Source organism: Eubacterium multiforme, assembly GCF_030813415.1.
GTDB lineage: Bacteria > Bacillota > Clostridia > Clostridiales > Clostridiaceae > Clostridium > Clostridium multiforme.
In genome coordinates, this window is the sequence record NZ_JAUSUF010000004.1 from 97,460 (window position 1) to 123,190 (window position 25,731).

27 protein-coding genes are annotated in these 25,731 nt (G+C 25.5%); 15 read left to right on the plus strand and 12 right to left on the minus strand.

Translation table 11 applies throughout. The features are described from left to right. Window positions 1-542 precede the first annotated feature (542 nt). Complete coding sequence (yqeK, locus tag J2S18_RS07835; RefSeq protein WP_307485396.1) at window positions 543-1,412, plus strand: bis(5'-nucleosyl)-tetraphosphatase (symmetrical) YqeK; 870 nt, start codon at window positions 543-545, stop codon at window positions 1,410-1,412. A gap of 909 nt (window positions 1,413-2,321) precedes the next feature. On the opposite strand, the gene J2S18_RS07840 is transcribed toward yqeK, so the two are convergent. The 4 genes from J2S18_RS07840 to J2S18_RS07855 all read right to left on the minus strand — a co-directional run bounded on the left by J2S18_RS07840 (window position 2,322) and on the right by J2S18_RS07855 (window position 4,948). Further along, window positions 2,322-3,518, minus strand: coding sequence for a ParB/RepB/Spo0J family partition protein (locus tag J2S18_RS07840; protein WP_307485398.1), 1,197 nt, complete (start codon window positions 3,516-3,518; stop codon window positions 2,322-2,324). A 92-nt stretch (window positions 3,519-3,610) separates the two neighbouring features. Continuing rightward, window positions 3,611-4,372 carry a ParA family protein gene (locus J2S18_RS07845; protein ID WP_307485399.1) on the minus strand — a complete coding sequence of 254 codons (762 nt, stop codon included), beginning with the start codon at window positions 4,370-4,372 and terminating at the stop codon, window positions 3,611-3,613. Window positions 4,373-4,440: 68 nt separating this feature from the next. Beyond that, window positions 4,441-4,716 carry a hypothetical protein gene (locus J2S18_RS07850; protein ID WP_307485401.1) on the minus strand — a complete coding sequence of 92 codons (276 nt, stop codon included), beginning with the start codon at window positions 4,714-4,716 and terminating at the stop codon, window positions 4,441-4,443. Window position 4,717: 1 nt separating this feature from the next. Next, a complete protein-coding gene (locus tag J2S18_RS07855; protein WP_307485404.1) occupies window positions 4,718-4,948 on the minus strand; it encodes a hypothetical protein in 231 nt (76 codons plus the stop codon). 772 nt (window positions 4,949-5,720) lie between these two features. Here J2S18_RS07855 and J2S18_RS07860 point away from each other — a divergent pair. From J2S18_RS07860 to J2S18_RS07870, 3 genes are all read left to right on the plus strand, one after another. Next, window positions 5,721-7,052, plus strand: a complete 1,332-nt coding sequence (locus J2S18_RS07860) for an IS110 family RNA-guided transposase (protein ID WP_307485406.1) — start codon at window positions 5,721-5,723, stop codon at window positions 7,050-7,052. A gap of 646 nt (window positions 7,053-7,698) precedes the next feature. Next, window positions 7,699-8,265 (plus strand): DUF3867 domain-containing protein, encoded by a 567-nt coding sequence (locus tag J2S18_RS07865; RefSeq protein WP_307485408.1) that lies wholly within the window; start codon window positions 7,699-7,701, stop codon window positions 8,263-8,265. A gap of 88 nt (window positions 8,266-8,353) precedes the next feature. Continuing rightward, window positions 8,354-9,220, plus strand: coding sequence for a tRNA 2-thiocytidine biosynthesis TtcA family protein (locus tag J2S18_RS07870; protein WP_307485410.1), 867 nt, complete (start codon window positions 8,354-8,356; stop codon window positions 9,218-9,220). Window positions 9,221-9,280: 60 nt separating this feature from the next. Here J2S18_RS07870 and J2S18_RS07875 read toward each other — a convergent pair whose 3' ends face one another. Next, window positions 9,281-10,150 carry a Cof-type HAD-IIB family hydrolase gene (locus J2S18_RS07875; RefSeq protein WP_307485413.1) on the minus strand — a complete coding sequence of 290 codons (870 nt, stop codon included), beginning with the start codon at window positions 10,148-10,150 and terminating at the stop codon, window positions 9,281-9,283. A gap of 229 nt (window positions 10,151-10,379) precedes the next feature. Between J2S18_RS07875 and J2S18_RS07880 the strand changes: the two genes are divergently transcribed. The 3 genes from J2S18_RS07880 to J2S18_RS07890 all read left to right on the plus strand — a co-directional run bounded on the left by J2S18_RS07880 (window position 10,380) and on the right by J2S18_RS07890 (window position 12,605). Then, window positions 10,380-10,574, plus strand: coding sequence for a DUF4250 domain-containing protein (locus J2S18_RS07880; protein ID WP_307485415.1), 195 nt, complete (start codon window positions 10,380-10,382; stop codon window positions 10,572-10,574). Window positions 10,575-10,700: 126 nt separating this feature from the next. Next, window positions 10,701-10,823: a hypothetical protein gene (locus tag J2S18_RS07885; RefSeq protein WP_307485417.1), complete on the plus strand. Its 123-nt coding sequence runs from the start codon at window positions 10,701-10,703 to the stop codon at window positions 10,821-10,823. A gap of 21 nt (window positions 10,824-10,844) precedes the next feature. Next, a complete protein-coding gene (locus J2S18_RS07890) occupies window positions 10,845-12,605 on the plus strand; it encodes a putative bifunctional diguanylate cyclase/phosphodiesterase (RefSeq protein WP_307485419.1) in 1,761 nt (586 codons plus the stop codon). 101 nt (window positions 12,606-12,706) lie between these two features. Here the strand turns inward: J2S18_RS07890 and J2S18_RS07895 are convergent, their stop codons facing one another. Beyond that, window positions 12,707-13,408 (minus strand): polysaccharide deacetylase family protein, encoded by a 702-nt coding sequence (locus J2S18_RS07895; protein WP_370873781.1) that lies wholly within the window; start codon window positions 13,406-13,408, stop codon window positions 12,707-12,709. A gap of 355 nt (window positions 13,409-13,763) precedes the next feature. Between J2S18_RS07895 and J2S18_RS07900 the strand changes: the two genes are divergently transcribed. The 3 genes from J2S18_RS07900 to dut all read left to right on the plus strand — a co-directional run bounded on the left by J2S18_RS07900 (window position 13,764) and on the right by dut (window position 16,063). Then, a complete protein-coding gene (locus J2S18_RS07900; RefSeq protein WP_307485421.1) occupies window positions 13,764-15,041 on the plus strand; it encodes a uracil-xanthine permease family protein in 1,278 nt (425 codons plus the stop codon). Between the two features lie 117 nt (window positions 15,042-15,158). Further along, entirely contained in the window at window positions 15,159-15,533 is a 375-nt protein-coding gene (locus J2S18_RS07905) for a SpaA isopeptide-forming pilin-related protein (RefSeq protein ID WP_307485424.1), read from the plus strand. 92 nt (window positions 15,534-15,625) lie between these two features. Continuing rightward, entirely contained in the window at window positions 15,626-16,063 is a 438-nt protein-coding gene (dut, locus tag J2S18_RS07910) for a dUTP diphosphatase (protein ID WP_307485426.1), read from the plus strand. A gap of 28 nt (window positions 16,064-16,091) precedes the next feature. On the opposite strand, the gene J2S18_RS07915 is transcribed toward dut, so the two are convergent. Continuing rightward, the gene (locus J2S18_RS07915) at window positions 16,092-18,023 is read right to left on the minus strand and encodes an ABC-F family ATP-binding cassette domain-containing protein (protein ID WP_307485429.1); all 1,932 of its coding nucleotides are present in this window, start codon (window positions 18,021-18,023) and stop codon (window positions 16,092-16,094) included. 154 nt (window positions 18,024-18,177) lie between these two features. Between J2S18_RS07915 and J2S18_RS07920 the strand changes: the two genes are divergently transcribed. Next, window positions 18,178-18,786, plus strand: a complete 609-nt coding sequence (locus tag J2S18_RS07920) for a TetR/AcrR family transcriptional regulator (RefSeq protein ID WP_307485432.1) — start codon at window positions 18,178-18,180, stop codon at window positions 18,784-18,786. Between the two features lie 39 nt (window positions 18,787-18,825). Here the strand turns inward: J2S18_RS07920 and J2S18_RS07925 are convergent, their stop codons facing one another. Together J2S18_RS07925 and J2S18_RS07930 are read right to left on the minus strand one after the other, a co-directional pair. Further along, a complete protein-coding gene (locus J2S18_RS07925) occupies window positions 18,826-19,440 on the minus strand; it encodes a DUF4397 domain-containing protein (protein ID WP_307485435.1) in 615 nt (204 codons plus the stop codon). 16 nt (window positions 19,441-19,456) lie between these two features. After that, entirely contained in the window at window positions 19,457-19,990 is a 534-nt protein-coding gene (locus tag J2S18_RS07930; RefSeq protein ID WP_307485438.1) for a hypothetical protein, read from the minus strand. Window positions 19,991-20,138: 148 nt separating this feature from the next. On the opposite strand from J2S18_RS07930, the gene J2S18_RS07935 reads away from it, so the two are divergent. After that, complete coding sequence (locus J2S18_RS07935) at window positions 20,139-21,440, plus strand: aminotransferase class V-fold PLP-dependent enzyme (protein ID WP_307485439.1); 1,302 nt, start codon at window positions 20,139-20,141, stop codon at window positions 21,438-21,440. A 22-nt stretch (window positions 21,441-21,462) separates the two neighbouring features. Next, window positions 21,463-21,729: a hypothetical protein gene (locus J2S18_RS07940; protein WP_307485442.1), complete on the plus strand. Its 267-nt coding sequence runs from the start codon at window positions 21,463-21,465 to the stop codon at window positions 21,727-21,729. Between the two features lie 36 nt (window positions 21,730-21,765). Here the strand turns inward: J2S18_RS07940 and J2S18_RS07945 are convergent, their stop codons facing one another. Further along, on the minus strand, window positions 21,766-22,983 hold the full coding sequence (locus tag J2S18_RS07945; protein ID WP_307485445.1) for a 6-phosphofructokinase: 1,218 nt from the start codon (window positions 22,981-22,983) through the stop codon (window positions 21,766-21,768). A gap of 198 nt (window positions 22,984-23,181) precedes the next feature. Between J2S18_RS07945 and J2S18_RS07950 the strand changes: the two genes are divergently transcribed. After that, on the plus strand, window positions 23,182-23,727 hold the full coding sequence (locus tag J2S18_RS07950) for a manganese efflux pump MntP (protein ID WP_307485447.1): 546 nt from the start codon (window positions 23,182-23,184) through the stop codon (window positions 23,725-23,727). Between the two features lie 74 nt (window positions 23,728-23,801). Then, a complete protein-coding gene (locus tag J2S18_RS07955; RefSeq protein WP_307485449.1) occupies window positions 23,802-24,221 on the plus strand; it encodes a Fur family transcriptional regulator in 420 nt (139 codons plus the stop codon). 16 nt (window positions 24,222-24,237) lie between these two features. Here J2S18_RS07955 and J2S18_RS07960 read toward each other — a convergent pair whose 3' ends face one another. Next, window positions 24,238-25,032, minus strand: coding sequence for a metal ABC transporter permease (locus J2S18_RS07960; protein ID WP_307485452.1), 795 nt, complete (start codon window positions 25,030-25,032; stop codon window positions 24,238-24,240). A 14-nt stretch (window positions 25,033-25,046) separates the two neighbouring features. After that, window positions 25,047-25,721 carry a metal ABC transporter ATP-binding protein gene (locus tag J2S18_RS07965; RefSeq protein WP_307485454.1) on the minus strand — a complete coding sequence of 225 codons (675 nt, stop codon included), beginning with the start codon at window positions 25,719-25,721 and terminating at the stop codon, window positions 25,047-25,049. Window positions 25,722-25,731: the final 10 nt, after the last annotated feature.

A 25,731-nucleotide genomic window follows, 5' to 3' on the forward strand; every position in this document is an offset into this window, starting at 1 on the left:
AATAACAATTTTAAATATTAAAATTAAAGATGAAAAATCCTAGAGCTTAGGTGAGTGGTTAAAGGAATAACACTATAAAAAACTGATCGTTTCACCAATGATAATATATCCGTTAGAAGGAGACTTTTAATACTTAGACGACCTTCTAAAAAAGGTTTAGAAGTGGAGTGCCTGTCCTGGTGAAGTTTCATATTGACTTATATGGTAATATGCTTGATAAGACCAGACCTAAGCAAGATTGATATACATAGCAATTTATTGCGAGATAATATAATTATCTTTCCTATATGAAAAATTTGTTTTTAAAAATTTTCTATATAGGGAGGATATTCATGAACAAAGTTAAAGAATGACTTTGTTAAATAAAATAGCTAATAAAAGGGATTAACTTTTGATTAAAATTTATAGTGAATATGGGGTAATATTTACTAATAAGATATAAAAAATAATTAATAAAAATATAAAATTTTATTATAAAAAAAATATGATAAAATATAGTCAAAGAAATGGTCGGAAAATTCAAAAAATAAAGAGGCGAAATTATGTTTGAAGAAAGTTATTTTAAAGATAAATATGATTTTATAAAAAGAGTAAAAGTCTTTTTTTATGAGAATGAATGTTTGGAATTATACAAGCATTCGATAAAAGTAGCTAAAAAAGCAGAAGAATTATGCGAAACATATGGTCTTGATAAAGAAATTGGTTTTATATGTGGAATGCTACATGATATAGGAGGGATTTATCCTAATAGAGAAAGAATAAAAGTTGCAGAAGATTTTAAAATAAAAATATTAGAAGAAGAAAAAGAATTCCCTTTAATTATACATCAAAAAATTTCTAAAAAATTAGCTGAGATAGTGTTTAAAATTGAAAATAAAGAAATACTTAATGCTATAGAATGTCATACAACTTTAAGAAAAGATTACTCTACAATAGATATGATATTATTTTTAGCTGATAAAATTGAATGGGATAGAAATGGAAAACCTCCGTATATTGAAATGTTACTAGAAAAGTTAAGTGATTCATTGGAAGATGCTTGTCTATATTATATTAATTTTATTATTAAATGGGATATTAAGGTATTACATCCATGGTTAAAAGAAGCTAAAAAAAGTTTAGAAGATAATATTTCAAAAGATATAAAAATAATAATTGGACCACAAAGTATTGTTCAAATAAAAAAAGTATATGATAAAAAATTTATGAAAAAAATAAAAAAATTCTTTGATAAACACAAGAAGCTATCTTACTTAGGGAATTTTATTATAAGCTTATTAGGCATAATTATTTTTCCATATCTACTTATGCCTAATTTTAATGGTTTTATATTAGGTTTAATTTTAACCATAATAGTACTAAAAATATTAGGATTAAGATGGGAACCATTATTTAAGTCAAAAAATAATTAACATCTTGATGTGAATATATATCTAAAAATTATTTTTCAGTAATACAAAAAACTGCAAATACGGTTAATCAAGCATACAATGAGGGCGGAATGAAAGCTTTGTATGTTACTGAATATTATAGACCAGTAAATGGAGAAACTCTTATAGGTTTAAGTTGGTATTGATAAAAAATAGTTGAAAAATAAATAGACTTGATATTAATAAATAGAGTTAAGATATTAAAAGCTGATTTTTATAATAAATATGAACCAGCTTTTTTATTTTTCCCAATTGATAATTGTTATAGTAATTAATATAAATAATTTAGCAAGTGTATTATAAATATAATTTATTTATAAATGAGCTACTAAAAATCTAAATAAAAAATATTATATATTTTTTATAATAAAATTTTTAATAATAGTAGAAGAAAGTTTAAATATAATAGGTAAGTTAAGAATTATAAGAAATATAAATAACCAAAGGTTCAATAAAAAATCTTTTTAGTACAAGTAAACTAAAAATAAATCTGATTGTTTTCCCAAAGTTAGAAATATAAAAACCTATAGATGATATAAATAGTGTAATATATAACATATAAATTCCTCCTTAAACTTTAATACTGATATAAAACTTTAATTTAATCACTTCGTGTTGTTTGTTTTTCTTGAGCCAAAGACTGCATATTAAAATGAATTGTAAAGGAAAATGAAGCAAAATTTTTTAGCAGCTATGGAAAGAAAAGTAGAGAAGTAGAGTAGCTGATAAAAAAATTGTGGAATGGCTTTACAATTTTAATTGAAATATGATAGGCTATTGCTTCAAAAACAAATAGTATAACTATTTTTTAGTTATTACATTTTTGGTGTTTATCAAACTTTTTTTAAATTTGTTTTGGAAAGGGGCTTTAGGTTAAACCCCTTAGAACCATTATTTAGAAATATTCATTGAAGTTAATATGTAAGAAACATCTAAGGTATCTTTAAGAAGATTTAAAGTTTCATCAGATATATTAACATCATTATTTTTCATCTTTCTATATTGCTTACTTATAGAAATTAAACTTGATTTTACTGCTTTTAAATCTTGCATTAATTTTATATTTTCTTGAAACTCTTTAGAAATTTCTTTAGGAGCAGAAGCCTTTAATTTTGATAACTGATTTTTAAGTTCTTCTTTTTCCTTTTGATTATTTATAACTTCTTTTTTTACTTCTTCTATTCGAGAAGAATATTTTTGTTCTAATTCTTTTTCTAATTTAATTTTAATTTGACCTTCTAACTCTTTAATTTCATTATCATCATTTTTATTTTCATCAGAAGTTACTTTCTTTTTTAAATCTCTATTTTCTTTAATAAGAGTTTTATTATTCTCAATTTCAAGTTCTTTTTCAATTTCAAGTCTTTTTAATCTATTTTTTAAACTTGAAGCTTCTTCTTTAGAAAAATTAACTTTTGAATTAATAATATCTAAAATAGCTTTTTGATTAGTTTCACTTAATGAAGAAAATTCACTAGCATTATGAATTGTAAGATTTCCATTTTCTAAAACTTCTTTAAGTTCTGGAATTAATTTATTATTTATCTTTTCATATCTTCCAACTTGGGTAGGAGATAGCTTTAAATCATTTGCTATAATATCTCTAATTTTACCTGGTATTTTCTCACCATTTTTCTTTTTATCATTATATAATTCTTTAAGCCTTTCGATTTGCTTTAACTTTTCGATATCGCTTAGTTCCCTAGTTTGTGCATTTGATTGAATAAGAATTATTTCGGCATCAGTATCATTAACATTAACAACTTTACAAGGAACTAAAGCAAAAGTTTCATTACCTTCATTAACTAATTTAGTAAGGGCAGTATATCTACGCTCACCGCTTAATAGTTCAAATTGTCCGTTATCTAATTTTCTAACTACTAGATTATGATTTAATCCATTCAATTTTATATCCTCGGCTAATTCATCTATATTTATTATTTCATAGAAGTTCTTTTTACTCCTGTTGATATTATTTATATCTATATATTGCATTTTGAAATTATCTTTAGCTTCAAGTTCTCCAGCTTTTTGTACATTTTTTGAAATTGAATTTAACATACCTTCACTTATACTAAATTTACTCATAATGACTACCTTCCTTTATTAAAATTTATTTTATATAATTTTCATTAATTAATATTTTGTGTTGGTGTCCCCGGGGGACACCTTTTAATTTATTAAAATAATTCTTTAACTAAATCTTTATAGTTAATACTAGCCCTAGCTTTTTTAGAAGAAAAGACAACTGGACTTTCTTCAAAGGTACTTTCAATAACTTTAACATTTTGCTTTATAGTAGTATTGAATAATTTATCTTTTAAATCTAATTTTAATTCTTTTTTTATTGTTTTATTTACAGTTGTTGCAGTATCCATTGTTATGAAGCAACCTTTAAAATTTAAATCGGGATTAAATTCATCTTTTATTTGTTCAATACTATCCATTAGATATTCAAATCCGTCTAGTGCGAACTTATCAATTTTAATAGGAACTAGAATATCTGTACTAGCACATAAAGCATTAATAGTTATCATATTTAAAGCAGGAGGGCAGTCTATAAGTATGTAATCATAATCTTTAGATAAAGTCCTTATTGCCCTTGATAATCTATTTTGTTGACTTCTACTCACATCTAAAAGAATTTCTCTTTCGGCAAATGCTAGTTTAATGTTACTAGGTATAATATCTATATTTTCAAAGTCAGTTGATTTTATAATGTTATTTATATCAACTGTTTTATCTAGTAGAGCATTAGCAACGCTTAAATCGTCTATATTATAAGCTTTAAATAGCTTTGTAAGATTGCTTTGAGGGTCTAGGTCTATTAGTAATACTTTTTTGTTATATTGGCTTAAACAAGCTCCTAAATTAGCTGTGGAAGTAGTTTTAGCAACTCCACCTTTAATATTAAATAAACTTATTATTTCTGTTTTTTTCATAAAAAATCATTCCTTCCATATTTTAAATTATATATTTATTATTTGGTGTCCCCGGGGGACACCTTTTATTAATATTCATTAGCAAACATAATAGTTGTTTGATTTACTTGTCCTAAATGTGTATCTATAAATATTTTTTTATTACAAATAGTATATTTATTAAGAACACGACCTTCTTTATTTTTAATATCTTCTAAATTATATTTTTTATCATTTTCAGAACATTCACTAATATTTTGAATATGAAGTCCTAAAAATTTATATAAATCTTCATTAGTTAATAAATTTTCATTTATAGCTTCCTTAATTCCAAGTGTAATTACTATATTTCCTAAGTTAAACATTTTACTCACCAGCCTTATCAAAAATTTGTATGTACCTAACTTTTCTTTTAACCAAAGAACCTTTAATTTTAATAAAATCTTCAAAACCACAACCCATATATAAGATATTAAATTTACTAAGTTCTTTAATTTCTGATATTTTCATATTTCCAATTAAATCAACTCTTAATTTAGATTTGTTTTGTAATTTAGTATCTAAAGGGGAAAGAAATAAATTGTAATCTTTTAGCATTGAAATCACTCCTTAATATTGATATAAAACTTTAATTAAGCACTTCGTGTTGTTGTTTTTTTGTTGAGCCGAAGACTACATATTGGAGTGAATTGTAAAGGAAAATGGAGCAAAATTTTTTAGCTGCTATGGAAAGAAAAGTAGAGAAGTGGAGTAGCTGATAAAAAAATTTGTGGAATGGCTTTACTATTTTAACGGAAATATGATAGGCTAGTGCCTCAAAAAAACAAGATTTTTAAGAAGTGTGATAACATTTCTATCCTTATTGGTATATAAAAAGAATTAATGAGAATAATTACTTAGATTTTTGATAATATATCTAAATATTTAATAATACATTAAAAATAATTTATAAAAGCTCTTTATATGGTATAATTATATTAATAATAGTTTACTTAGAATATAAATTTTAAAAGGAAAGGAAGTTATTTTTATGGAAAATATAATTGAAATTTTAGTTATATTAAGTCCAATAGTAGCTTCAATTGCAATATCATTAATGTGTTCTAAAAGTAAAAAGGATAAAACTGTATAATTTTATATTATTTAGTTTGATGAAATTAGACCTTGAACTAGCTTATGGCTAGTTCTTTTTTTATATGTTTAGAAAAAGTTGATAGTATACAATTTAATATTTCTTATATAATAGATATTACAACTATTTATTATTTGATAGTAATTAATATTGATTGAAAATTAATATGGATTTATTACAAGAAATTTATAAGAATTAAAACAATCATATTAATATTATTTAACTAAGGAGGATATTATGGATAAGTTGTATATTGGTATTGATATTGGTAAAAAAGATAATGTGACTGCTTTTACAAAAGAAAATGGGAAGGCAGCAAGAAAAAATATAAATATAAAAAACAATTATTGTGGCTTCCAAAAATTAAAAGAGATAATAGATATTTTAGTATTTGATTTGAAACTAAATGGATATGATGATGTATTAGTTGGTATCGAATCTACAGGGCATTATTGGATTAATTTAAAAATATTTTTAACTAGAATTGGAATAAGAGTTGTAATGGTTCAAGGAAATTCTGTGAAAAGTATGAGAGATTTAATAGCTCCTCAAACAGGAAAAAATGATAAGATAGATAGTAAAGCAATTTCGCTTTGTATAAGAGATGGATATTATATCGATATTGCTGATAAATCTATTGAAGCAAGTTCTCTTAAAAATATGGCTAGATTAAGGTATGATTTATTAAAATCACAAACCAGCATAAAAAATAAAATTCATGTTTGGATAGATATTAATAATATATTTTATTGTAATATTTTTGATAATAAATTAACTAGAACAGGTCTTATATTAATAGAAAAATATCCATTACCTAAAGATGTTTTAAAAATAAGCACAACCAATCTAATAAATAATCTTGCAAAAGAAAACCCAAAGCTTGATAGAAGGCAAATAACCTTATATAAAGAAGAAGTAGAAGAATGGAAAGAATATATTATAGAATCTAGTGAATTTTTAAGAAGTGAAATTAAAACATATATAAAAAATTATAGAAATATAGAAAGAGAAATTAAAGAGCTTGAAGAAGAAATTGAAAAATTATCAATAATATTATATGGGAAAAACTATGAAGCTTTAGTAAAAATAAAAGGAATGTCAAATACTAATCTGTCATCATTTTTATCAGAGATTGGTGATGTAAGATTATTTAAAACTGCAAGACAATTGCAAAGTTATGTTGGATTGTCAATGAAATCATATTCATCATCTACTAGAATGGGTGAAAGCAGTATAACTAAAAAAGGTAATAAAAGAATGAGAAAAAATATGTATCTTATTACAAGGAGTTTAATCATTCATAATGAGGATGTTAAAAAATTATATGCTTATTATTTATCTAAAAAAAGAGATAATGAAAATAAAAAAATACAAATGTGGGTAGCTACAATGTGTAAATTGTTAAGATGTATATATGGATCAATTAAAAATAATATAGAATTTGATACTCGTATAGTATTTGAAAATTTAGATTTCTCGAAATGTAATATGGAGAAATTCAACAGTATAATAAATAATAAAAATATAGAAAAAGTAATAGATAAAAATAATGAAAGAAACAGGAAGTGAAAATAAGAGTGATTGAAAAAGTGACTGAAAAAGTGACTGAAAAAAAGTAGCTTGAAACTTATATATATCAATGCTTATGTAATAAATAAAAAAACATAAATATATAATATTAAAATTTATAATAATATGTATATTAGATAATAAGAGAGTATAGATTAGAAATTATAAAAAAATTAGAATAGGGGAATTTTAACGTAATCGGATTTGAAAATAAATTAAAATTAGTATAAAATTAATGACATGATGCAGACGGATCATAATACTTAGCACTTTTTGATGCGGAATAATAGAATTAGTCGCATTACTTGATTATATGCGGGAGAGTTGTTTTAGTATGTAAATACGGATGATGAGTATTAGCGATAATCAAAGAAAATGGTAATGTAAAAGCATATGTCATTAATTCATATTTTTGATATTAGGCTTTTACATTATTTTTTTGACAATAATATAAAGGTATATTAGTCGTGCAAAAAAATGATTAAAAATAAAAGAAAAGTCAATAGAAAAGTCAAATAAAAATAGTAAATGGGAGTAATTAAAAGGAAAATAGAGTATTTTATATCTATAGTGATTTAATGTGATGAGTATTATGATATAATATGTTAATAAGAGGATAAAAAATTAATTAAAGGAGCTGAAATTTATGAGTGATAAAAGAGTGATTGATTTTAATGAATTAAAAAATAGAGTTAATGAAAAAGATATAGATAAGTTCGAAGAATATATGTATGATTTACTTTATAAAACACAGACTGGCCAAATGAGCCTAGGAGAATTTTCCTCAAATATTTCAAGCTATATGGCAGAAAATAATATATCTCAAAAGAAACTTTTTGAAATACAAAAGAAAGTTATGGAAAGGTATGGATTTGACCCATCTGGAATGGAAGATAGTCTAAAAGGAATGGGCATTGATTTAGATTCAGTAGACCTTGAAAATAACTATGAAATGCTAAGAAAAAAGGCATCATTTCAGGAAAAATATAATCAAAAGGTTGTATCAAAACCTATGGATGAATATTTTATAGAAAATGCTAACAATAAAGTTAAAATTATTTTAGATAAAGAAAATGTAGTATTAATAAGTGAAAGAGACATAGATTTAAATGATAATGAATTAAATGAGTTTTTATGTTCCTACAAGAAGATGGTAGAAGGGGATACTTTAAAAGTTACTATTTGTAAAAATAGTAATGTGTATGATTATTAAAACTTAAGCCAGAGCTTTAAGCTTTGGCTTTTTTTATTTTACTTTTAGTAGAAAAATGATATAATATTTTGATAGATGAGGTGATAAAATGAGCGGTATAGCAGGACAAGGTTGTGAAAGAATAATCCCAGAAGAGGATAAGAAACCTTTAAAAGATATAGAGAGAAGTATAGTAAAAAGATATAGAAAACATATTTGGTCTAAATTTGTTAAGGCTGTTAAAAAATATAATTTAGTTGAAGAAGGAGATAAGATTGCTGTTGCAATTTCAGGAGGAAAAGACTCCCTTCTTATGGCAAAATTATTTCAAGAGCTTCAAAGACATGGACAAATAAAGTTTGATTTAGAATTTATTGCTATGGATCCAGGATATCATAAGCAAATAAAAGAACTTTTAATAGATAACTGTAACTATTTAAATATACCAGTACATATTTATGAGTCAGGAATTTTTAAAGTTATTGATGAGAAAGCTAGTGAGTATCCTTGCTATCTTTGTGCAAGAATGAGAAGAGGTTCTTTATATGCAAAGGCCCAATCAATGGGATGTAATAAACTAGCATTAGGACATCATTATAATGATGTTATAGAAACAACTCTTTTAAATATTCTTTATTCAGGTAACTTTAAAACAATGCTTCCAAAGCTTAAGTCAACAAATTTTGAAGGACTTGAACTTATAAGACCTATGTACTTTATAGAAGAGGATTATATTAAGAGATTTATTAAATATAGTGGAATATGGCCACTTAATTGTGCTTGTATGGTTGCAGCTAAGAAGGTTGGTAACAAAAGGTACGAAATAAAAGATTTAATAGAAAATCTTAAGAAAAACTTTTATGGAGTAGATAAGTCAATATTTAAGGCAGCTGAAAATGTAAATATGGATTCTATATTAGGCTGGGAAAAGGATGGAGTTAAACATTCTTATTTAGAATTTTATGATGAAGAATAAAAAGTAAATTAAATAAAGTGCACCCAAAATGTCAGATAATAATAACATTTTGGGTGTTTTTTATGCTAAGTTTTTTATATGTTCTTTTATAGCGTAGGCAACACCATTTTCATCATTTTTTAAGGTTACAAAGCTGCATTCTTTTTTTATTTTATTATCTGCATTACCCATAGCAACACTATATTTTACTTTTTTAAACATAGAAAGATCATTAAAATTATCTCCAATAGCCATAACTTCATCTAAAGGTATATTAAGAGAATTTGCAATATATTCAACAGCATTTCCTTTTGAGGAATAGTTGCTAACTATTTCAAAATTGTTTTCATGAGAGGAAACAATGGATATATCTTTAATGTCTTTAAGAGCTTGTCTTCCTTTTAAAAGTTTTTCTTTATCATGTGATACCACAGCAATGTTATAACAAGGTTTATTAATCATTTCATTTATTGAATTTACTCTTTGTATTTCTGCAGAATCAGGAGAGTTATAGAATATTTCAAGAACATTATCAAGGATTTCTTCCTTTAAAGAACTATTAGTTTCCTTAGATTTATAAAAATCTGCAATTAATCTTTCCCTTCCATCTATAGGTTCTAGAATATTTTCATCAGTTGAAATAGCATAGTAAAAATTATTGTAGTGTAAATATGGTAAAATTTTATTAAGTGCAGATATAGTTATAGGATAAGATTTAAGTTCATTTCCACAAATTGTATGAATTTGAGAACCGTTGCTTGAAATAATATAAGGAGTGTCTATACCAGCATTCTTTATTATGTTTCTAGCACTATTGAAGGTTCTTCCAGTAGAAATAATTACTTCTATTCCTTGTTTTTGAGCTTCAAGTATTGCTAAAATATTTTCTTTACTTATACCACGTTTTGAATTTAATAATGTTCCATCTAAATCTGTTGCAATTAATCTCATAAAATCCTCCTAAAAATAAATATATAATTAGTATTATTTTACTAATAAACTTTAAAAAAGTACAACTTAATATAAATATTTAATTAAAAATTGAAGGATAAATTAATATAGTGATATAATCAAAATATATTGAAATTTATAAGTTAAAATATAAATAAGTAATGTAAATATGCTTTAAATATAACTAATGGAAACTTTTACAAAAATATTTTAAATGAAAGGAGAATTTATGACAGTAGAAGAATTAAAAAATATGGATGTAAATATACTTGTAAGTATTATTAATTTAAAACTTAGAGATTTTTACAAAAATTTAGACCAGCTATGTTATGACATGGATATTAGTAAAGATATTCTTATAGAAAAATTAGGTAGTGGAAACTATAAATATAACTCAACTTTAAATCAATTTAAAAATTTATAAGGTATTGTTATTATAAATAAAATGATATTCTTTTTCAGTTGAAATTTATATTTTCTATGGAATAGATGTCCCGGTATGGGGTATAATATAGGAAAGAATTTAAAAGATGGAAAGGTGGTCTTTTTTATGAATATTAAAAAAACAGGTAAATTTGCAGTGTTAGTTGCAGCAGCTACAGCTTTAGTTGCAACATTAGTAAATGATAAAAAAAGAAAAGAGGAAAGCTTAAATAAGGATGATAATGAATAATTTAGCTTAAGGGTACGGACAATGGAAAATCATGATAGGGATATCAAAAACATAAATGTAGTTTCGGATAAGGAATTACCTAAAGATAAAAAATTTTTTATGGATAATTGGAATTCTATAAAGGAAATTTCAAAATATACAAAGGACACCTTTATAAAATTAAATTTAAAAGAAGATAAAATTCAATTATTAGGTGGCCCCATTGGAAATATATTTAATTTAAAAAAAGGTATAAATGAGATAAATAAAAATGAATTTATGTTGAATTTAGAAGAAACTAGTAGGGTAGCATTTGAAAATATAATTAATGATAAAGATAATTTTGAAACTAACGAATTTATATTAAGAGGAAAAGATAAGGATAATGCTACAGTTTGGCTTAAATGTATTTTACAAAGGGTAGTTGAGAATGAAGAAAGTTTTTCACATGTTGGAGTATTAAATGATGTAACTAGTGAAATATTACGGCATAGAGAATATAGCAAAATAATTGAATATGATATAACAACTAAAGTACCAAATAAATATTTTATGAAGGATGTTGTAGACAATTATCTTTTAAAATGTGAAGAATATGAGGAAACAGGAGCATTTTTACTAATAGATTTAGATAATTTTAAACTTATAAATGATATCTTTGACCATGAAGTAGGAGACATATTATTATTTTTAATAGCTGATAAATTAACATCAATTTTAAATGAATATGATATTATATGTAGATATAGTGGAGATGAATTTATAATATTTAAGCCTAATATTAATGGTGTAAAGGAAGCAGAGGATTTTGCTAAAAAAATTATAGATACCCTTGAAGAACCAGTAATAGTTAGGGGAGATCAACTAAATATAACTGCCAGTATTGGAATTTCCTTTTATCCCCATAATGGAAGAGATTTTAATGAACTTTTAAGAACGGCAGATACTGCTGTTTACTGTGCTAAAAGAAATGGTAAGAATGGATATAAAATATTTAGTAATAATCTTTCAATTGAGATTGAAAGAGTTTATAGCATTCAAAGATATTTAAAAAATGCTATATCAAATGGTGAGTTATTTTTACTTTTCCAGCCAAATATATCGTTAAAAGATTCAAAAATGCACGGAATGGAAGCACTTCTTAGATGGAATAGTAAAGAACTAGGTCTTGTAAGCCCAGATGAAATAATACCAGTGGCTGAATCTACTAGGTTAATTTTATCTATTGGAACCTTTGTCCTTGAAGAAGTATTTAAAAAAACAAAGCAGTTATTAGAAGATGGATATAAAGATTTTAAAATTGCAATTAATTTATCAGAAATGCAATTAAGATATAACACTATTATAAATGATTTTGAATATCTTATAAAAAAATATAATATACCATTAAAATATATAGAAGTAGAAATTACAGAAAGTATTTTAATGAAATCATTTGATAAAAATATTAAAGTTCTAAATAGGATAAGAGATTTAGGGGTAAGTATTGCATTGGATGATTTTGGGACGGGGTATTCCTCTTTAAATTATTTAACTAAGTTACCTATTGATATTTTAAAAATTGATAGAAGTTTTGTTGTAGATTTAATGAAAAATTATAAAAGTAGATGTATAGTTGAAAATATTATAAACCTTTCCCACGAATTAGGAATTAGTGTAATTGCTGAAGGTGTGGAAGAATTAGAACAAGTAATTTATTTAAAAAGTATAAATTGTGATAGCATACAAGGGTATTATTTTAGTAAGCCAGATGAATTTTCAAATATTAAGGAATTATTTGATAAAGAATTTTTAATTAACTAAAGATTATGAAATGATAAGGAATACATTTAATTTTTTTGTGAAACGCCATGGCAAGTGTACCTCTAGTTAATATTAAAGGTACACTTTTAAATTGGCTATTTTTATTTTATGTAATTAAAACATTCTGGTGTGGAGGGAGTAATTTTTTTAAAGACGTACCCTTTAGATTTATAATAAGATATTATTTTAGGTAGTGCTTTAGCGGAATTTTTATTCATTGTTCCACAATGCATTAAAAGTATTACTGAATCTTTATTACTTTTAGAATTTTTAATGTAAGAATTGGGACTTGCATTGTGATTTGCTCCATCACCACTATCAACATTCCAATTATAAATTTTAAGATTGTTTTTATGAAGTAAATTAATTAAAGAGGGTTTAAGTTTGTATGATGTATTATTACATCCAAAGGGAAATCTTAAAATTGTTGGCTTTATATTAACTATTTCATTTATAAGAGCTTGAGTTTTAAGCATTTCATTTAGGAAGCCTTCATTTGAAGAATAAAGGTTTCTTTTTTCATGGGTAAAACTATGAAGACCTAGTGAATGCCCCTCATTATAAACCCTTTTTAGTACATCTTCTCTTCCTTTTATTTCATTACCAATTATAAAAAAGGTTCCTTTAACATTTTCCTTTTTTAAAGTATCTAAAATACTAGGAAGTACTTTAGTAGAAGGACCATCATCAAAGGTTAAATAAATTACTTTTTCCTCTTTAGGTTCATTACCAAAGGTTTTTAAGGCGGGGATTAAAGACACTAATAATATTAAAATTAAAATATTTAGAAATAATTTTTTCAACTATATCACCTTCTTTAAAAATTAATCAATAAATATATATTAAGCATAAGTGTTTAAATATATACAAGTTTAGATAATTTATAAAAATTTATAATAAAGCTTTTATAAATTTTTAAATTGTGCTATAATTTAATAAATAAAAAATAATCTTTAAATTAGTACAGAGATGCTAGTAAGAAGGAAAATAATTTTAAAACTACATAAATTATATTTGTGTAGATAAATTTAGAGATATTATATCTTCTTGCAGTATTTGTAAGAAGATTTTTTTTACCTTTTAAAGGCAGTCCAGAGAGGCTGAAAAAGGGAGAGGTTTAATAAATTTCTCCTGATAAATAGTAGGGAGTGATATTTTATGCAATTATTTGAAACATATGAGGTAAGAGCAGAGAAAAGTTTAAAGGTTAAAGTTACAAGGTGTATATTAGCACTTCAACATTTAATAGCAATGTTTGGAGCAACAATATTAGTGCCAATGCTTACAGGATTAGATCCTTCAGTAGCGTTGTTTACAGCAGGACTTGGAACTTTAATATTTCATTTATGCACTAAAGGAAAGGTTCCAGTATTTTTAGGTTCATCCTTTGCTTTCATTGCAGTAATAAATGTAGTAAAGTCACAATATGGTGATTTAAGATATGCTCAAGGTGGAATATTTGTAGCAGGACTTATGTACATATTAGCAGCAATTGTAATTAAAAAAATTGGTGCAGATAAAGTAAAAAAATTATTACCAGCTCAAGTTGTTGGACCAATGATTATGGTAATTGGACTTACTTTAATTCCAACAGCATTAAAAATGGGAAGTGAAAATGTTGTTTTAGCAGTTGTAACTTTAGGTACAACTTTATTAGTAAGATTTTTTGGTAGAGGATTTTTTAAACAAATAGCAATATTAGTTGGGGTAGTAGTAGGATATATAGTAGCACTAAGTACTGGATTCGTAGATGTTAATGCTATAAGAGATGCAGCATTTTTCTCAATTCCAAACTTTACATTACCAAAGTTTAATATAGGTGCAATAGCTATAATATCACCAGTTGTTCTTGCAGTATTTATGGAACATATAGGTGATATAACAACAAATGGAACTGTAGTAGGTAAAAACTTTATTGAAGACCCAGGCTTAAATAGAACATTTTTAGGAGATGGACTAGCAACAATGGTGGCAGCATTACTTGGAGGACCTGCAGAAACAACTTATGGAGAAAATACAGGAGTTCTTGCAATAACTAAAAATTATGATCCATCATTACTTAGATTAACATCAATATTTGCAATATGCCTTGGATTTATATCAAAGTTTGGGGTAGCTATTAGAACAATACCACAATCAGTAATGGGTGGAATTAGTATAATGTTATTTAGTATGATAACATTTATAGGATGCAAAACAATAAAGACTGGAAATATTAAATTTAACTGGAAAAATGCTTTAGTTATAGGTTCTATATTATTCGTAGGATTAATAGCACCATATATAAATCCAATGTTAGATCAAAACTTTGGATTTATAATAGGAATAAAGGTAAGTGAAACTGTTACAATATCAGGATTAAGTTTTGCAGCAATAGTTGGAGTTTTATTAAACTTAATATTAAATGGATTTAATAAAAAAGAAGAAAGTAAATAATTTTTGTAAAGCTAGAGAAGAATTTTAATAGATTTTTCTCTAGCTTTTATATTAGCAATCACAACCTTAACCTATTAATCATAGTTTGTAGTATAAATTAATTTAGGAGGTTTTTCTTTGAAAAATGAAATGAAAAGAAAAAAGGAAAATGTTTATGAGTTAAAGGCAAAATCTATAGTTGAAAAGGGAAAAATAATTGTTTATACATTAATGAATGATTTAAATGGGAAAAAATTAAAGGGGATAAAAGTTAATTTATATATAATAAATGGAGTTTCACCATTTTTATTAATGAGTAAATATAGTGATGAAAATGGTAAAGTAGAATTTTTAAACATAGATGATGGAAATTATAGAATAATTGAAATTATTGATAAGAAAGTATATGAAAAACCAACTTATATAAGGTGGAATGAAATAAATATTTCAAGCTATTGTAAGGAAGAGACAATATATATTATAAATAAAAAGAGAAATGTATATAAAAGTTAAGAATATAGCGAATCCATTTATTTTGGATTCGTTATATTTATTTTATATGATATAATTTAATGTATTAGATTTATAAATAAGGAGAATTTTAAATGGAAAGATTTAAACTTAAAGTTGAAAGAATAAATGAAAAGGCAAAGTTACCTAATTATGCTCATGAAGGAGATGCAGGATTAGATTTATATTCTATTGAAGAACTTATATTAAAGCCAGGTGAAAGTGGATTTGTACATACTGGTATTAAAATAGAATTACCTAAAAATACAGAGGCTCAAGTAAGGCCAAGAAGCGGCTTAGCTTTAAAGCATGGTATTACAGTACTAAATACTCCAGGAACTGTAGACGAAGGCTATAGAGGGGAAATAAATATAATATTAATAAACCATAGCAAAAAAGAATTTGTAGTTGAAGAGGGAATGAAAATTGCCCAAATGATTGTTAAACCAGTTTGGAGAGTAGATGTAGAGGAAGTTTCAAGTCTTTCAGGTAGTGAAAGAGGAGAAGATGGTTTTGGTTCAACTGGACTTTAAAAAAAGACTCCTTTAAAGGAGTCTTTTTTTAACTATTTAATTCTTCACTTAAAGTTTCCCATTCCTCATATAAAGATTCTATTTTAGATTCCGTTTCTGAAATTTCTTTATTAACTCTTTCTGCTTCTTTAGGATCTGAATAAATTTCTTCTAAACATAAATCATTATTAAGCTTTTCTAAAAGTTCTTCAGAAGAGGATATATCACTTTCAACTTCTCTAAGTCTTACTTTTTTACTTCGTATTTCTTTTTGAGCAAGTTTTACTTTTTTCTTCTCTTCTTTTATTTGAGTTTTAGTTTTGCCATTTTGTATTTCTTCATATTCTTCAAAACGAGTTGGATTTTTTTTCTTTTCTATATAATAGCTATAATTTCCTAGGTATTCATCCATTTCATTTTCTTTAAGTTCAACTATTTTATTTATAACTTTATTTAAGAAGTATCTATCATGGGATACTATAAGCATACTTCCATCATAATTTAAAATTGCATCTTCTAGTGCTTCCCTTGAAGGAATATCTAAGTGGTTAGTAGGCTCATCTAGAAGAAGAAAATTAGCCTTTGAAAGCATAAGTTTTAAAATGTTAATTCTACATTTTTCACCACCACTTAATGTTTCAATCTTTTTAAATACATCATCACCAGTAAATAGGAATGATCCTAAAGCTGTACGTATTTTAGTTGTAGTTAATTCAGGAAAAGCATCCCAAATTTCATCTAATATAGTTTTATTGTAATCTAAATCAGATTGTTCTTGGTCATAATATCCAATATTAACATTAGCACCTAAAATTGCTTTACCAGAATCACTTTTAATTTTGCCCATTATAATATTTAATAAAGTAGTTTTACCTCTTCCATTTTCACCTATTAGAGCAATTTTTTCGCCTCTTTTTAAGTCAAAGGAAACATTACTAAAAAGTTTTGTATCCCCATAGGATTTTGCAAGGTTTTCAACATGAAGTACATCATACCCACTTTTAACTAATGTTTCAAAGGCAATTTTAGAAGTACCTTTTTCCTTATCTGGAGCATCTAACTTATCCATTTTTTCTAAGGCTTTTTCTCTACTTTCAGCCTTTCTTATACTTTTTTCTCTATTAAATGATCTAAATCTTTGAATTATTTCTTCCTGTCTTTTAATTTCAGCTTGCTGAAGGTTATAAGCCTTAAGTTTCGACTTATAGTCTTTTTCCTTAAGTTCTAAATACTTAGTATAAGGAGCATTATAACAATTAACATGACCATTTATAACTTGAAATGTTTTGTTAGTAACAGCATCTAAGAAATATCTATCATGGGATATTACAAGTAAAGTTCCTTTATATGTATTTAAAAATTCTTCAAGCCATTCAATAGCCTCTAAATCAAGATGGTTTGTAGGCTCATCTAAAAGCAATATGTCAGGGGATTGAAGTAAAAGCTTACAAAGGGCAACACGAGTTTTTTGACCGCCGCTTAATGTGTTAATTACATTATTAAAGTCATCTTCTAAAAATCCAAGTCCCTTTAATACTCTTGCAATTTCACCTTTATAAGTATAACCACCTCTATTAGTATAGAGTTCTTGGCATGTAGTATAATCTTTTATTAATTTTTCATGATATGCTGCATTATTTTCATCATAGGGTTCTTTCATTTTTATTTCTAAAGAAGCGATTTTATTTTCTAAATCTATTAAATTTTTAAAAACATTACAGGCTTCTTCGTAAATAGTTTTATTTAAATCAAGATTTAAATGCTGTGAAAGATATCCTACTGTTTTATTTTTATCAATAAAAATCTCTCCAGAGTCTGGAGAAATATTTTTGGATAAAATTTTAAATAGAGTTGATTTACCTTCTCCATTTGGACCAATTATACCAACCTTATCCCCTTCGTTAATTGATATTGTTACATCCTTTAATACATCTTGAATACCATAACTTTTTTTTATATTTCTGCAACTTAAAACAATCATAATATATCCTCACCTTATATATTTTAATACTTATCATATTGTTTAATTATACTATTTATAAGGGTTTATATCAATTTTATGAATAGTAAAAGGTTTTATTATTTTTAAATAGGTGATAAGATTAGTATATAAGCATTATAATTTGGAGGGTAAAATGAAGGATAATAAAGACAAAAAGGAGAAGGTATCCTTAAAGAAAAAGAAAAAAGAATTTAGTCTGTATAACTCTGCCTATGAACTTTTTAAAGAAAAGGGAATAAACTGTACATCTATTGATGAGATAGTAAAGAGAGCGGGAGTTGCAAAGGGAACATTTTACTTATATTTTAAAGATAAATATGATGTGGTAAATAAATTAATATTATTAAAGAGTACAACACTTATAAAAGAAGCTTATGAGGCTACTAAAGAAAAAAAGTTTGAAGAACTTGATGATATGGTGCTTTATTTTGCTGAGTATATAATAGATTATTTTAAAGAAAATAAACTTTTATTAAAAATAGTAAATAAAAATTTTTCTTATGTTATACATACGAAGACAAAGCTTTTAGATAAGAGTGAAGAAGTGGAAGAGATTATAGATACATTTGTAAATAAGCTAGTAGAGAGAGGATTATCAGAAGAGGAAGGTCACATAACTTTATTTATGATAATTGAATTAGTTGGAAGTGTATGCTATAGCTCTATAATATTAAAAGAACCTGCAGATATTGAAGAAATAAAACCAATATTATTTAAGAAAGTAAAGGCTATGCTTAAATAAAAGAAGACCAAGCAAAATATTGCTTGGTCTTAATTTTTTTTATTGTCTTCCATCCTTTGATAATAAAAATCCAAGTTGAGGTTCTCCATTTAAAAGTCCTAGTACATATATAGTTTGAAATTCTCCAGGGGCAATAGAAAGATTAGAAATTGTCTTATTAATAGCACTTGCACCTGAGAAAGAAAGAATAAAATCATAAATTCCAGGAGATAAAGGATAATATCCTGTTGTTTCTAAATATTCAACTTGATTAAATAACATTTCTCCATTTTTAAGTGAAAGAGAAATTAAAGGAGAATTTGGTGAAAGGTGAATAAATCTTACAAAAGAAATATTGCTACCAGCTTTTGAGCCACTATCTTTTAATACAAATAGAGAAAGTCTAGAATTATTAGTAACTATACTTACTGTTAATGCATTTGCTGGTAATAAAGTTAATTGCTCAGTAAAAATTGGTGTATCATATGTTCCTGTAGGATAAAATTCTATTAAATATTCTAAAGGTGCTAGTTCAACATAGGCTGTTAATTCCCCAAATTTGCAATTTGAAGCAAGTAAAGTTCCATTACCATATATATCAACTGAAGGAGTTCCTGGAACTGCATGAATAAATCTAATTTTACCCTTTAAGTTTGGAAGGCTATCTCTTAACATAAACAATATAAATCACCTACTCTCTATTACAGTAATTATTAGTTAAAGTAATAATACGTTTAATTAAAGTTTTAGCAATTGGAAATGGAATTCTATAAGATTCTAAAGTTTTTAGTATCATAGGATTATTTCGTCTTATTTTTTGAAATATTTCTTCAGAATTACATTTATAAGGGTATCTTTCTAAATTTCCTAAAAGTTCATCCTCATTTAAATCCATATCAAAATCTCTTAAAATATCAGTTGGAGTAGGAAGATTATAGTTATACTCTAAGTCCTCATTAGATACTTTGTTATATGAATATAATTCTGTAGATTTTTCTAATACATCATTAATAACCTGCTTTCTTAAATCAACTTCATTTTCTTCTAATGGTGAATTAAGAGGAATAAAGGAAGCTGAGCTTCTTGAGTTATTAAAATTAGAATTATCAATATTTAATATAGGATTCCATCCTGAGTTTAAGTTTTTAAAAGGAGATTCTACACTAAAGGTTTCAAAAGCATTTTCTTCATCAATAATAGACATATATTTTTTATCTGGTTTCATTTTTACCTCCAAAGAATACTATAGTATTAAATATATGAAGTCTAAACAGTCTTGTTACTTCTATGAATATTCATAACAGTTTATGTATAGAACAATAAATAGAACAATAGAAAATTAAATGAATATTATATAAGGAGGGATAGCCAAAGTGGGAAAGTATAAGAATACTTTGAGAAAGGAACTTTTAGGATTAGAAAGTAGAGTTAAACTAAGAAATGGGAAAAAGGTTTGTCAAATAAATTTTGATAATGCAGCAACAACTCCTCCATTAAGAAGTGTAGTTTATTATATAAATAATTTAATTAAATATTATGGATCAATTGGAAGGGGAACAGGTCAAAAGGCTACCTTCACAACAGAACTTTATAATGATTCAAGGGATTATTTATTAGATTTTTTTAATGTTAGAAACAAAAAAGATTACACAGCTATATTTGTTAATAATACAACAGATGGTATAAACAAAATAGCAGAAACACTTCTTACTAAAGGTGATGTAGTTCTTACAACTAGAATGGAACATCATTCAAATGACTTGCCATGGAGAGCTAATGGAATAGTAGATTATGTTGAAGTAGATGAGATGGGAAGGCTAGATTATGATTCATTAATTGAAAAATTAAATAAATATAGTGGGAAAATAAAATTTTTAAGTATAGCAGGAGCATCAAATGTTACTGGATATATAAATGACATTCATAGAATAAGTGCCTTAATTCATAAGCATGGTGGCAAAATAATTGTAGATGGTGCCCAATTAGTTCCTCATATTAAAGTTAATATGACAGGAAGATGTATTAATGAAGATATTGATTTTTTAGTTTTTTCCGCTCATAAATTATATGCACCCTTTGGAAGTGGTGCAATTATTGGTAAAAAAGAAGACTTTAATAAATATTTTCCAGATAAACAAGGTGGAGGAACTGTTGAATTAGTAAAGGATTTTGAAGTGGAATATTTAGAAACTCCAGAGAGAAATGAAGCTGGTACTCCAAATTTTTTTGGAGTTATGGCTATGGTTAAAGCATTAAAATTTTTAGACCAAATTGGATTTGATAATTTACTAAAACGAGAAGAGATGCTTTTTAAAATTTTAAATAATGGATTAAAGAGCATACCAAATATAATAAATTACGGAGATACAGAAAATATAGAAGATAGGTTAGGGATAGCTGTATTTAATATAAAAAACTTGTATCATAAAGATGTAGCAACTATGTTAGCTTTAGATAAAGGAATAGCAGTAAGACATGGCATGTTTTGTGCACATCCTTATTGCAGAAGGTTAATTAATATAGATGAAAATAAACTAGAAGAATATTTAAAAGATAAAGATAAAAAAATGCAAGGTATGGTAAGAGTAAGTTTATCAGCCTATAATACAGATTATGAAATATATGAATTATTGAATGAGATTGAGTATATATCTAAAAAATATAGTGGGAAGTAAACAATTATTTGAAGTGATAAAGATGAAAAAATGTATTTATTGCAATAGAGAAATTCCACTTAAGTATTTATTAAAAGAGAAAAATTTAGATAATATAAAATGTCCATATTGTACAAAGGAGTTAAAGGTAAATAAAATATCTAAACTATTAAGTATTTCCTTAACTCTTTTAGTAATTTCATTAATAGTTATATTTCCATTTAAATATAATATTAAAATAGTATCTATTTTAATATGGATTTATTTATCAAGTAAAATATTTAGAACATTAATATATGTATATGAATAAAAGCACAGCTTAAAGCTGTGCTTTTATTGGGTCATATTATTTATTGAAAACTTTGTATTTTGGAAGATTATTTTCAAAATGCAAAGTAGGAGTTCCCTCAAAAAGTGGAGAGAAATAATTATAAGCTTCCTCTGTTAAATTATTTCCTTCTTCATTAATCCATTCACTTGGGAAGTATTTAACATTGTTTGCTACTTTTGAAGCATCAATTTCAAAGAAGGATGTTTTATAAGGGAAATTACTTTCTCTCTTTATACAAACCATAGAGCCATTTTTCTTTTCCTTTGAATATTTTAATGCTTCACATCCAGCAAGATAAGCTTCCTCAATATCTATATCTGATGCACAGTGCATAGCACATCTTTGAAGTACACCAAGTTCTAGAGATTTAACTCTAGTTGATATACCAGCTTTTAATATAAGTTCTCTTAGGTATTCACCAACACCACCTAATTGAGTATGTCCAAATGTATCTTGAGAAACACATTCAAATTCAGTTATAAACTTTCCAGAAGCATCTCTTAAACCTTCAGAAGCTACTATGTAAACTTGATTTTGTTCATTGAATTTCTTTCTTACATCTAATAAGAATTTTTCTTTGTCAAATGCTTTTTCTGGTAAATATATAAAATCTGCAACTTGTTTTCCATTCATTTTTGCACAACATGCAGAGGCTGCAAGCCATCCTGTATCTCTACCCATTGTTTCAATTATAAAAATTCCATTATTACTGTAAACTGATGAATCAAGGTAAGTTTCAAGTACTACAGTTGAAATAAATTTAGAAGCACTTCCAAAACCTGGTGTGTGGTCTGTGTACATTAAATCATTATCTATTGTTTTTGGAATTCCTATAAATTGAATATCTGATCCAATTTCTTTTCCGTATTTTGATAATTTTGCAATAGTATCCATTGAATCATTTCCACCTATATAGAAAAATGCTCCAATGTTAAATTCTTTTAATATATTAAATAATTTATTATATTCTTCCTCTGATTCTTCACTTGATTTTAATTTGTATCTACAAGAACCTAATCCTGATGATGGAGTATATTTGAATGTATTTAATTCTTCCTCAGATGCAGCGGATAGTTCAATTATTTTTTTGTTTAAGATTCCTTCTATTCCGTTTAATCCACTATAGACCTTATCATATAATTTTAATTCCTCGTTTGCTTTAACTAAACCAACGACGCTTGAATTAATTACTGAAGTTGGTCCTCCTGATTGTGCAATAATACAATTTGACATAAATACTCTCCTTTAGAACATGTTTATTTAGTATATGTGTTATACTATTTCAATATTAATCTACTCTATTTAATACTATACAATAAAAAATGTATAAAATAAAGACTTTTTTCAAAAAAATTTAAAAATAGAATAAATTATTAAAGTTACTACTATTAATAATAGTAAAGTATTTTTATGAGAGGATAATGTTTTAAAATGAGTGTCATAATAGTAATATTAATAGGGGTTGCTTTAGCAATGGATGCCTTAGGAGTGACCTTTAGTATAGGAGTTTTACCTAATGTAAATAATAAAACTAAATATACCTATATTTCTTCTTTTGCATTTTTTCAATTTGCTTTAATGTTTTTAGGTGGATTTATAGGAAAATTATTTAATATGTTAATTAGTATACCAGAATCTTTTGGGGGAATTATAATAGGTGTAATTGGAATAATAATGATAATAGATGCAATTAATAAAAAAGAAAAATCTATATTACTTAAAAAAGGAATGAATATATTTTTAGGGGTGTCTGTAAGTGTAGATGCCTTTGTTATAGGATTTACATTAATGAGCAATCTATTTTTACTATCTTTATTTGTTAATTCAATTTTAGTAGGGCTAATAACATTTATGATATGCTATATAGGTATTATAGTATGCGATTATATAAAGAAAATATATTTTATAGAAAAATATGCAAATTTTTTTGGAGGAATAATTTTAATAATAATGTCATTAAAAATGATTTTCTTTTAAACCATTTAAAATTACTAGGATAAGTGTTAATATTATTATATACAAATCTTTTAGAATGTAGGGTAGGAGTAGCAATGGATGTACAAAATATATTAAAAGATAAAAATATGAAAGTAACAAAAGCTAGAATGAAAATTCTAACAATATTACTTAATAAAAAAGATGGAATGACAGCAGAAGAAATTTTTGACATATGTAGAAAAAACCAAATAAATATAAATTTAAGTACAGTTTATAGAACTTTAGATGCCTTTTATGAGCATCAAATAATAGATAAATTTATATTAGAAGATGGTGTGTCCTCTTACAAACTTCACAAAAGTACCCATAAGCATATACTAGAATGTGATATATGCCATAAGGAAGTTGAAGTTCAATGTCCTATTGGTCAAATAGAAGAACTAATTAAGAGACAGACTGGTTTTACACTAACTGAACATAATATAGAAATAAAAGGTGTATGTGAAGAATGTAAAAAAACATCTCAAAAATAATTTTTGAGATGTTTTTTTATTTGTGAATAAATCTTTTTATTACTATAGTTAAAATTAATGTTATTACAGAAACAATAGCAATAGTTCCTCCAGGGGCACTATCTCCATAATAAGATAAAACTAATCCAAGCATTATATCAATAAAACCAAATAGTATTGAAAAAATAAGTGTCTTATTGAAATTTTTATTAAGTTGTATTGCTGTTGCAACAGGAACAACAATTATTGAAGATATAACAAGTATACCCATTATACGAATAGACATTGATATTGTTGCACCAATTAACATAGTAAAAATATAATTTATTAATTTTACTTTTATTCCAGTTGTTTTTGCACCTTCTTCATCAAAAGTAACATATACAAGTTTATTATAAATAAAAAGTAATGTTATTAAACATACAATTCCTGTTATAAGTATTAAAATTATATCGTCCTTTGTTACAGTAAGTATGTTACCGAATAAATATGAATTAACATTTGCAGAAGCTTTTCCACTACTTATTAATATTATTGCAATACCTAAACTTAGTGTAAGGACAATAGACATTACAAGTTCTGCATAACGTTTATAATAATCTCTTAAAAATTCAATAATAAGAGCACAAAGTGTAGTAAATAAAAAAGCGGTTATAATAGGATTTATTCCCATTACAAGTCCAATTGCAACTCCTGCAAAGGAAGAATGTGAAAGAGTATCACCAATCATTGAATATCTTCTAAGAACTAAAAAAAGTCCTATAAAAGGGCAAAGTATTGATATTATTCCTCCTGCAATAAAAGCGTTTCTCATAAAATCTAATTCAAACATAAAATATTACCTTTCTATAAATTAAGAATTTTTTTGTCTAATGAATCTTTATGTTTTAAATATTCATCAATTGTATAAAGAGTTGGAGTACCTTCTATAACTTCAAGTATATGTGTTGAATATTTTAAAGCCATCTTAACATTATGCTCTACAGAAATTATAGTTTTTCCATTTTCTTTGTTTAATTTACTAAGTAATGCGTAAATTGAAACTTGGTTTTTAAAATCTACTCCAGTTGAAGGTTCATCTAAAATAATAAGTTCTGGGTTACCCATAAGGGCTCTTCCTATAAAAACTCTCTGTTGTTGCCCACCAGAAAGACTTCCTATTAGCTTATTAGTAAATTCAAGCATATTTACTTTTTCTAAAGCTTTTTCAATTTCACTTTTATTTTTAACACCTATGGAATTACCATGGGTTTTTAAAATTTCATAAACTGAAATAGGAAATTGGGAGTTAAAACTTTCAACCTTTTGTGGAACATAAGCTATTCCTTTAGCATTTACATCAATAGTTCCAGAAGTTGGCTTAAGTAATCCAAGTATTAATTTAACTAGTGTAGTCTTTGCACTTCCATTTTCTCCGATTATAGAAAGGTAAACTCCTTTTGGTATATCTAAATTAACATTTTCTATAAGATAAGGAGGCTTATTTGTATATGAAAATGTAAGATCTTTTATATTAATCAAAGTATCATCT

Coding starts and splice junctions, on each gene's coding strand:
- yqeK (WP_307485396.1), top strand. CDS start 543: ATGTTTGAAGAAAGTTATTTTAAAGATAAATATGATTTTATAAAAAGA.
- J2S18_RS07840 (WP_307485398.1), bottom strand. CDS start 3,518: ATGAGTAAATTTAGTATAAGTGAAGGTATGTTAAATTCAATTTCAAAA.
- J2S18_RS07845 (WP_307485399.1), bottom strand. CDS start 4,372: ATGAAAAAAACAGAAATAATAAGTTTATTTAATATTAAAGGTGGAGTT.
- J2S18_RS07850 (WP_307485401.1), bottom strand. CDS start 4,716: ATGTTTAACTTAGGAAATATAGTAATTACACTTGGAATTAAGGAAGCT.
- J2S18_RS07855 (WP_307485404.1), bottom strand. CDS start 4,948: ATGCTAAAAGATTACAATTTATTTCTTTCCCCTTTAGATACTAAATTA.
- J2S18_RS07860 (WP_307485406.1), top strand. CDS start 5,721: ATGGATAAGTTGTATATTGGTATTGATATTGGTAAAAAAGATAATGTG.
- J2S18_RS07865 (WP_307485408.1), top strand. CDS start 7,699: ATGAGTGATAAAAGAGTGATTGATTTTAATGAATTAAAAAATAGAGTT.
- J2S18_RS07870 (WP_307485410.1), top strand. CDS start 8,354: ATGAGCGGTATAGCAGGACAAGGTTGTGAAAGAATAATCCCAGAAGAG.
- J2S18_RS07875 (WP_307485413.1), bottom strand. CDS start 10,150: ATGAGATTAATTGCAACAGATTTAGATGGAACATTATTAAATTCAAAA.
- J2S18_RS07880 (WP_307485415.1), top strand. CDS start 10,380: ATGACAGTAGAAGAATTAAAAAATATGGATGTAAATATACTTGTAAGT.
- J2S18_RS07885 (WP_307485417.1), top strand. CDS start 10,701: ATGAATATTAAAAAAACAGGTAAATTTGCAGTGTTAGTTGCAGCAGCT.
- J2S18_RS07890 (WP_307485419.1), top strand. CDS start 10,845: ATGGAAAATCATGATAGGGATATCAAAAACATAAATGTAGTTTCGGAT.
- J2S18_RS07900 (WP_307485421.1), top strand. CDS start 13,764: ATGCAATTATTTGAAACATATGAGGTAAGAGCAGAGAAAAGTTTAAAG.
- dut (WP_307485426.1), top strand. CDS start 15,626: ATGGAAAGATTTAAACTTAAAGTTGAAAGAATAAATGAAAAGGCAAAG.
- J2S18_RS07915 (WP_307485429.1), bottom strand. CDS start 18,023: ATGATTGTTTTAAGTTGCAGAAATATAAAAAAAAGTTATGGTATTCAA.
- J2S18_RS07920 (WP_307485432.1), top strand. CDS start 18,178: ATGAAGGATAATAAAGACAAAAAGGAGAAGGTATCCTTAAAGAAAAAG.
- J2S18_RS07925 (WP_307485435.1), bottom strand. CDS start 19,440: ATGTTAAGAGATAGCCTTCCAAACTTAAAGGGTAAAATTAGATTTATT.
- J2S18_RS07930 (WP_307485438.1), bottom strand. CDS start 19,990: ATGAAACCAGATAAAAAATATATGTCTATTATTGATGAAGAAAATGCT.
- J2S18_RS07940 (WP_307485442.1), top strand. CDS start 21,463: ATGAAAAAATGTATTTATTGCAATAGAGAAATTCCACTTAAGTATTTA.
- J2S18_RS07945 (WP_307485445.1), bottom strand. CDS start 22,983: ATGTCAAATTGTATTATTGCACAATCAGGAGGACCAACTTCAGTAATT.
- J2S18_RS07950 (WP_307485447.1), top strand. CDS start 23,182: ATGAGTGTCATAATAGTAATATTAATAGGGGTTGCTTTAGCAATGGAT.
- J2S18_RS07955 (WP_307485449.1), top strand. CDS start 23,802: ATGGATGTACAAAATATATTAAAAGATAAAAATATGAAAGTAACAAAA.
- J2S18_RS07960 (WP_307485452.1), bottom strand. CDS start 25,032: ATGTTTGAATTAGATTTTATGAGAAACGCTTTTATTGCAGGAGGAATA.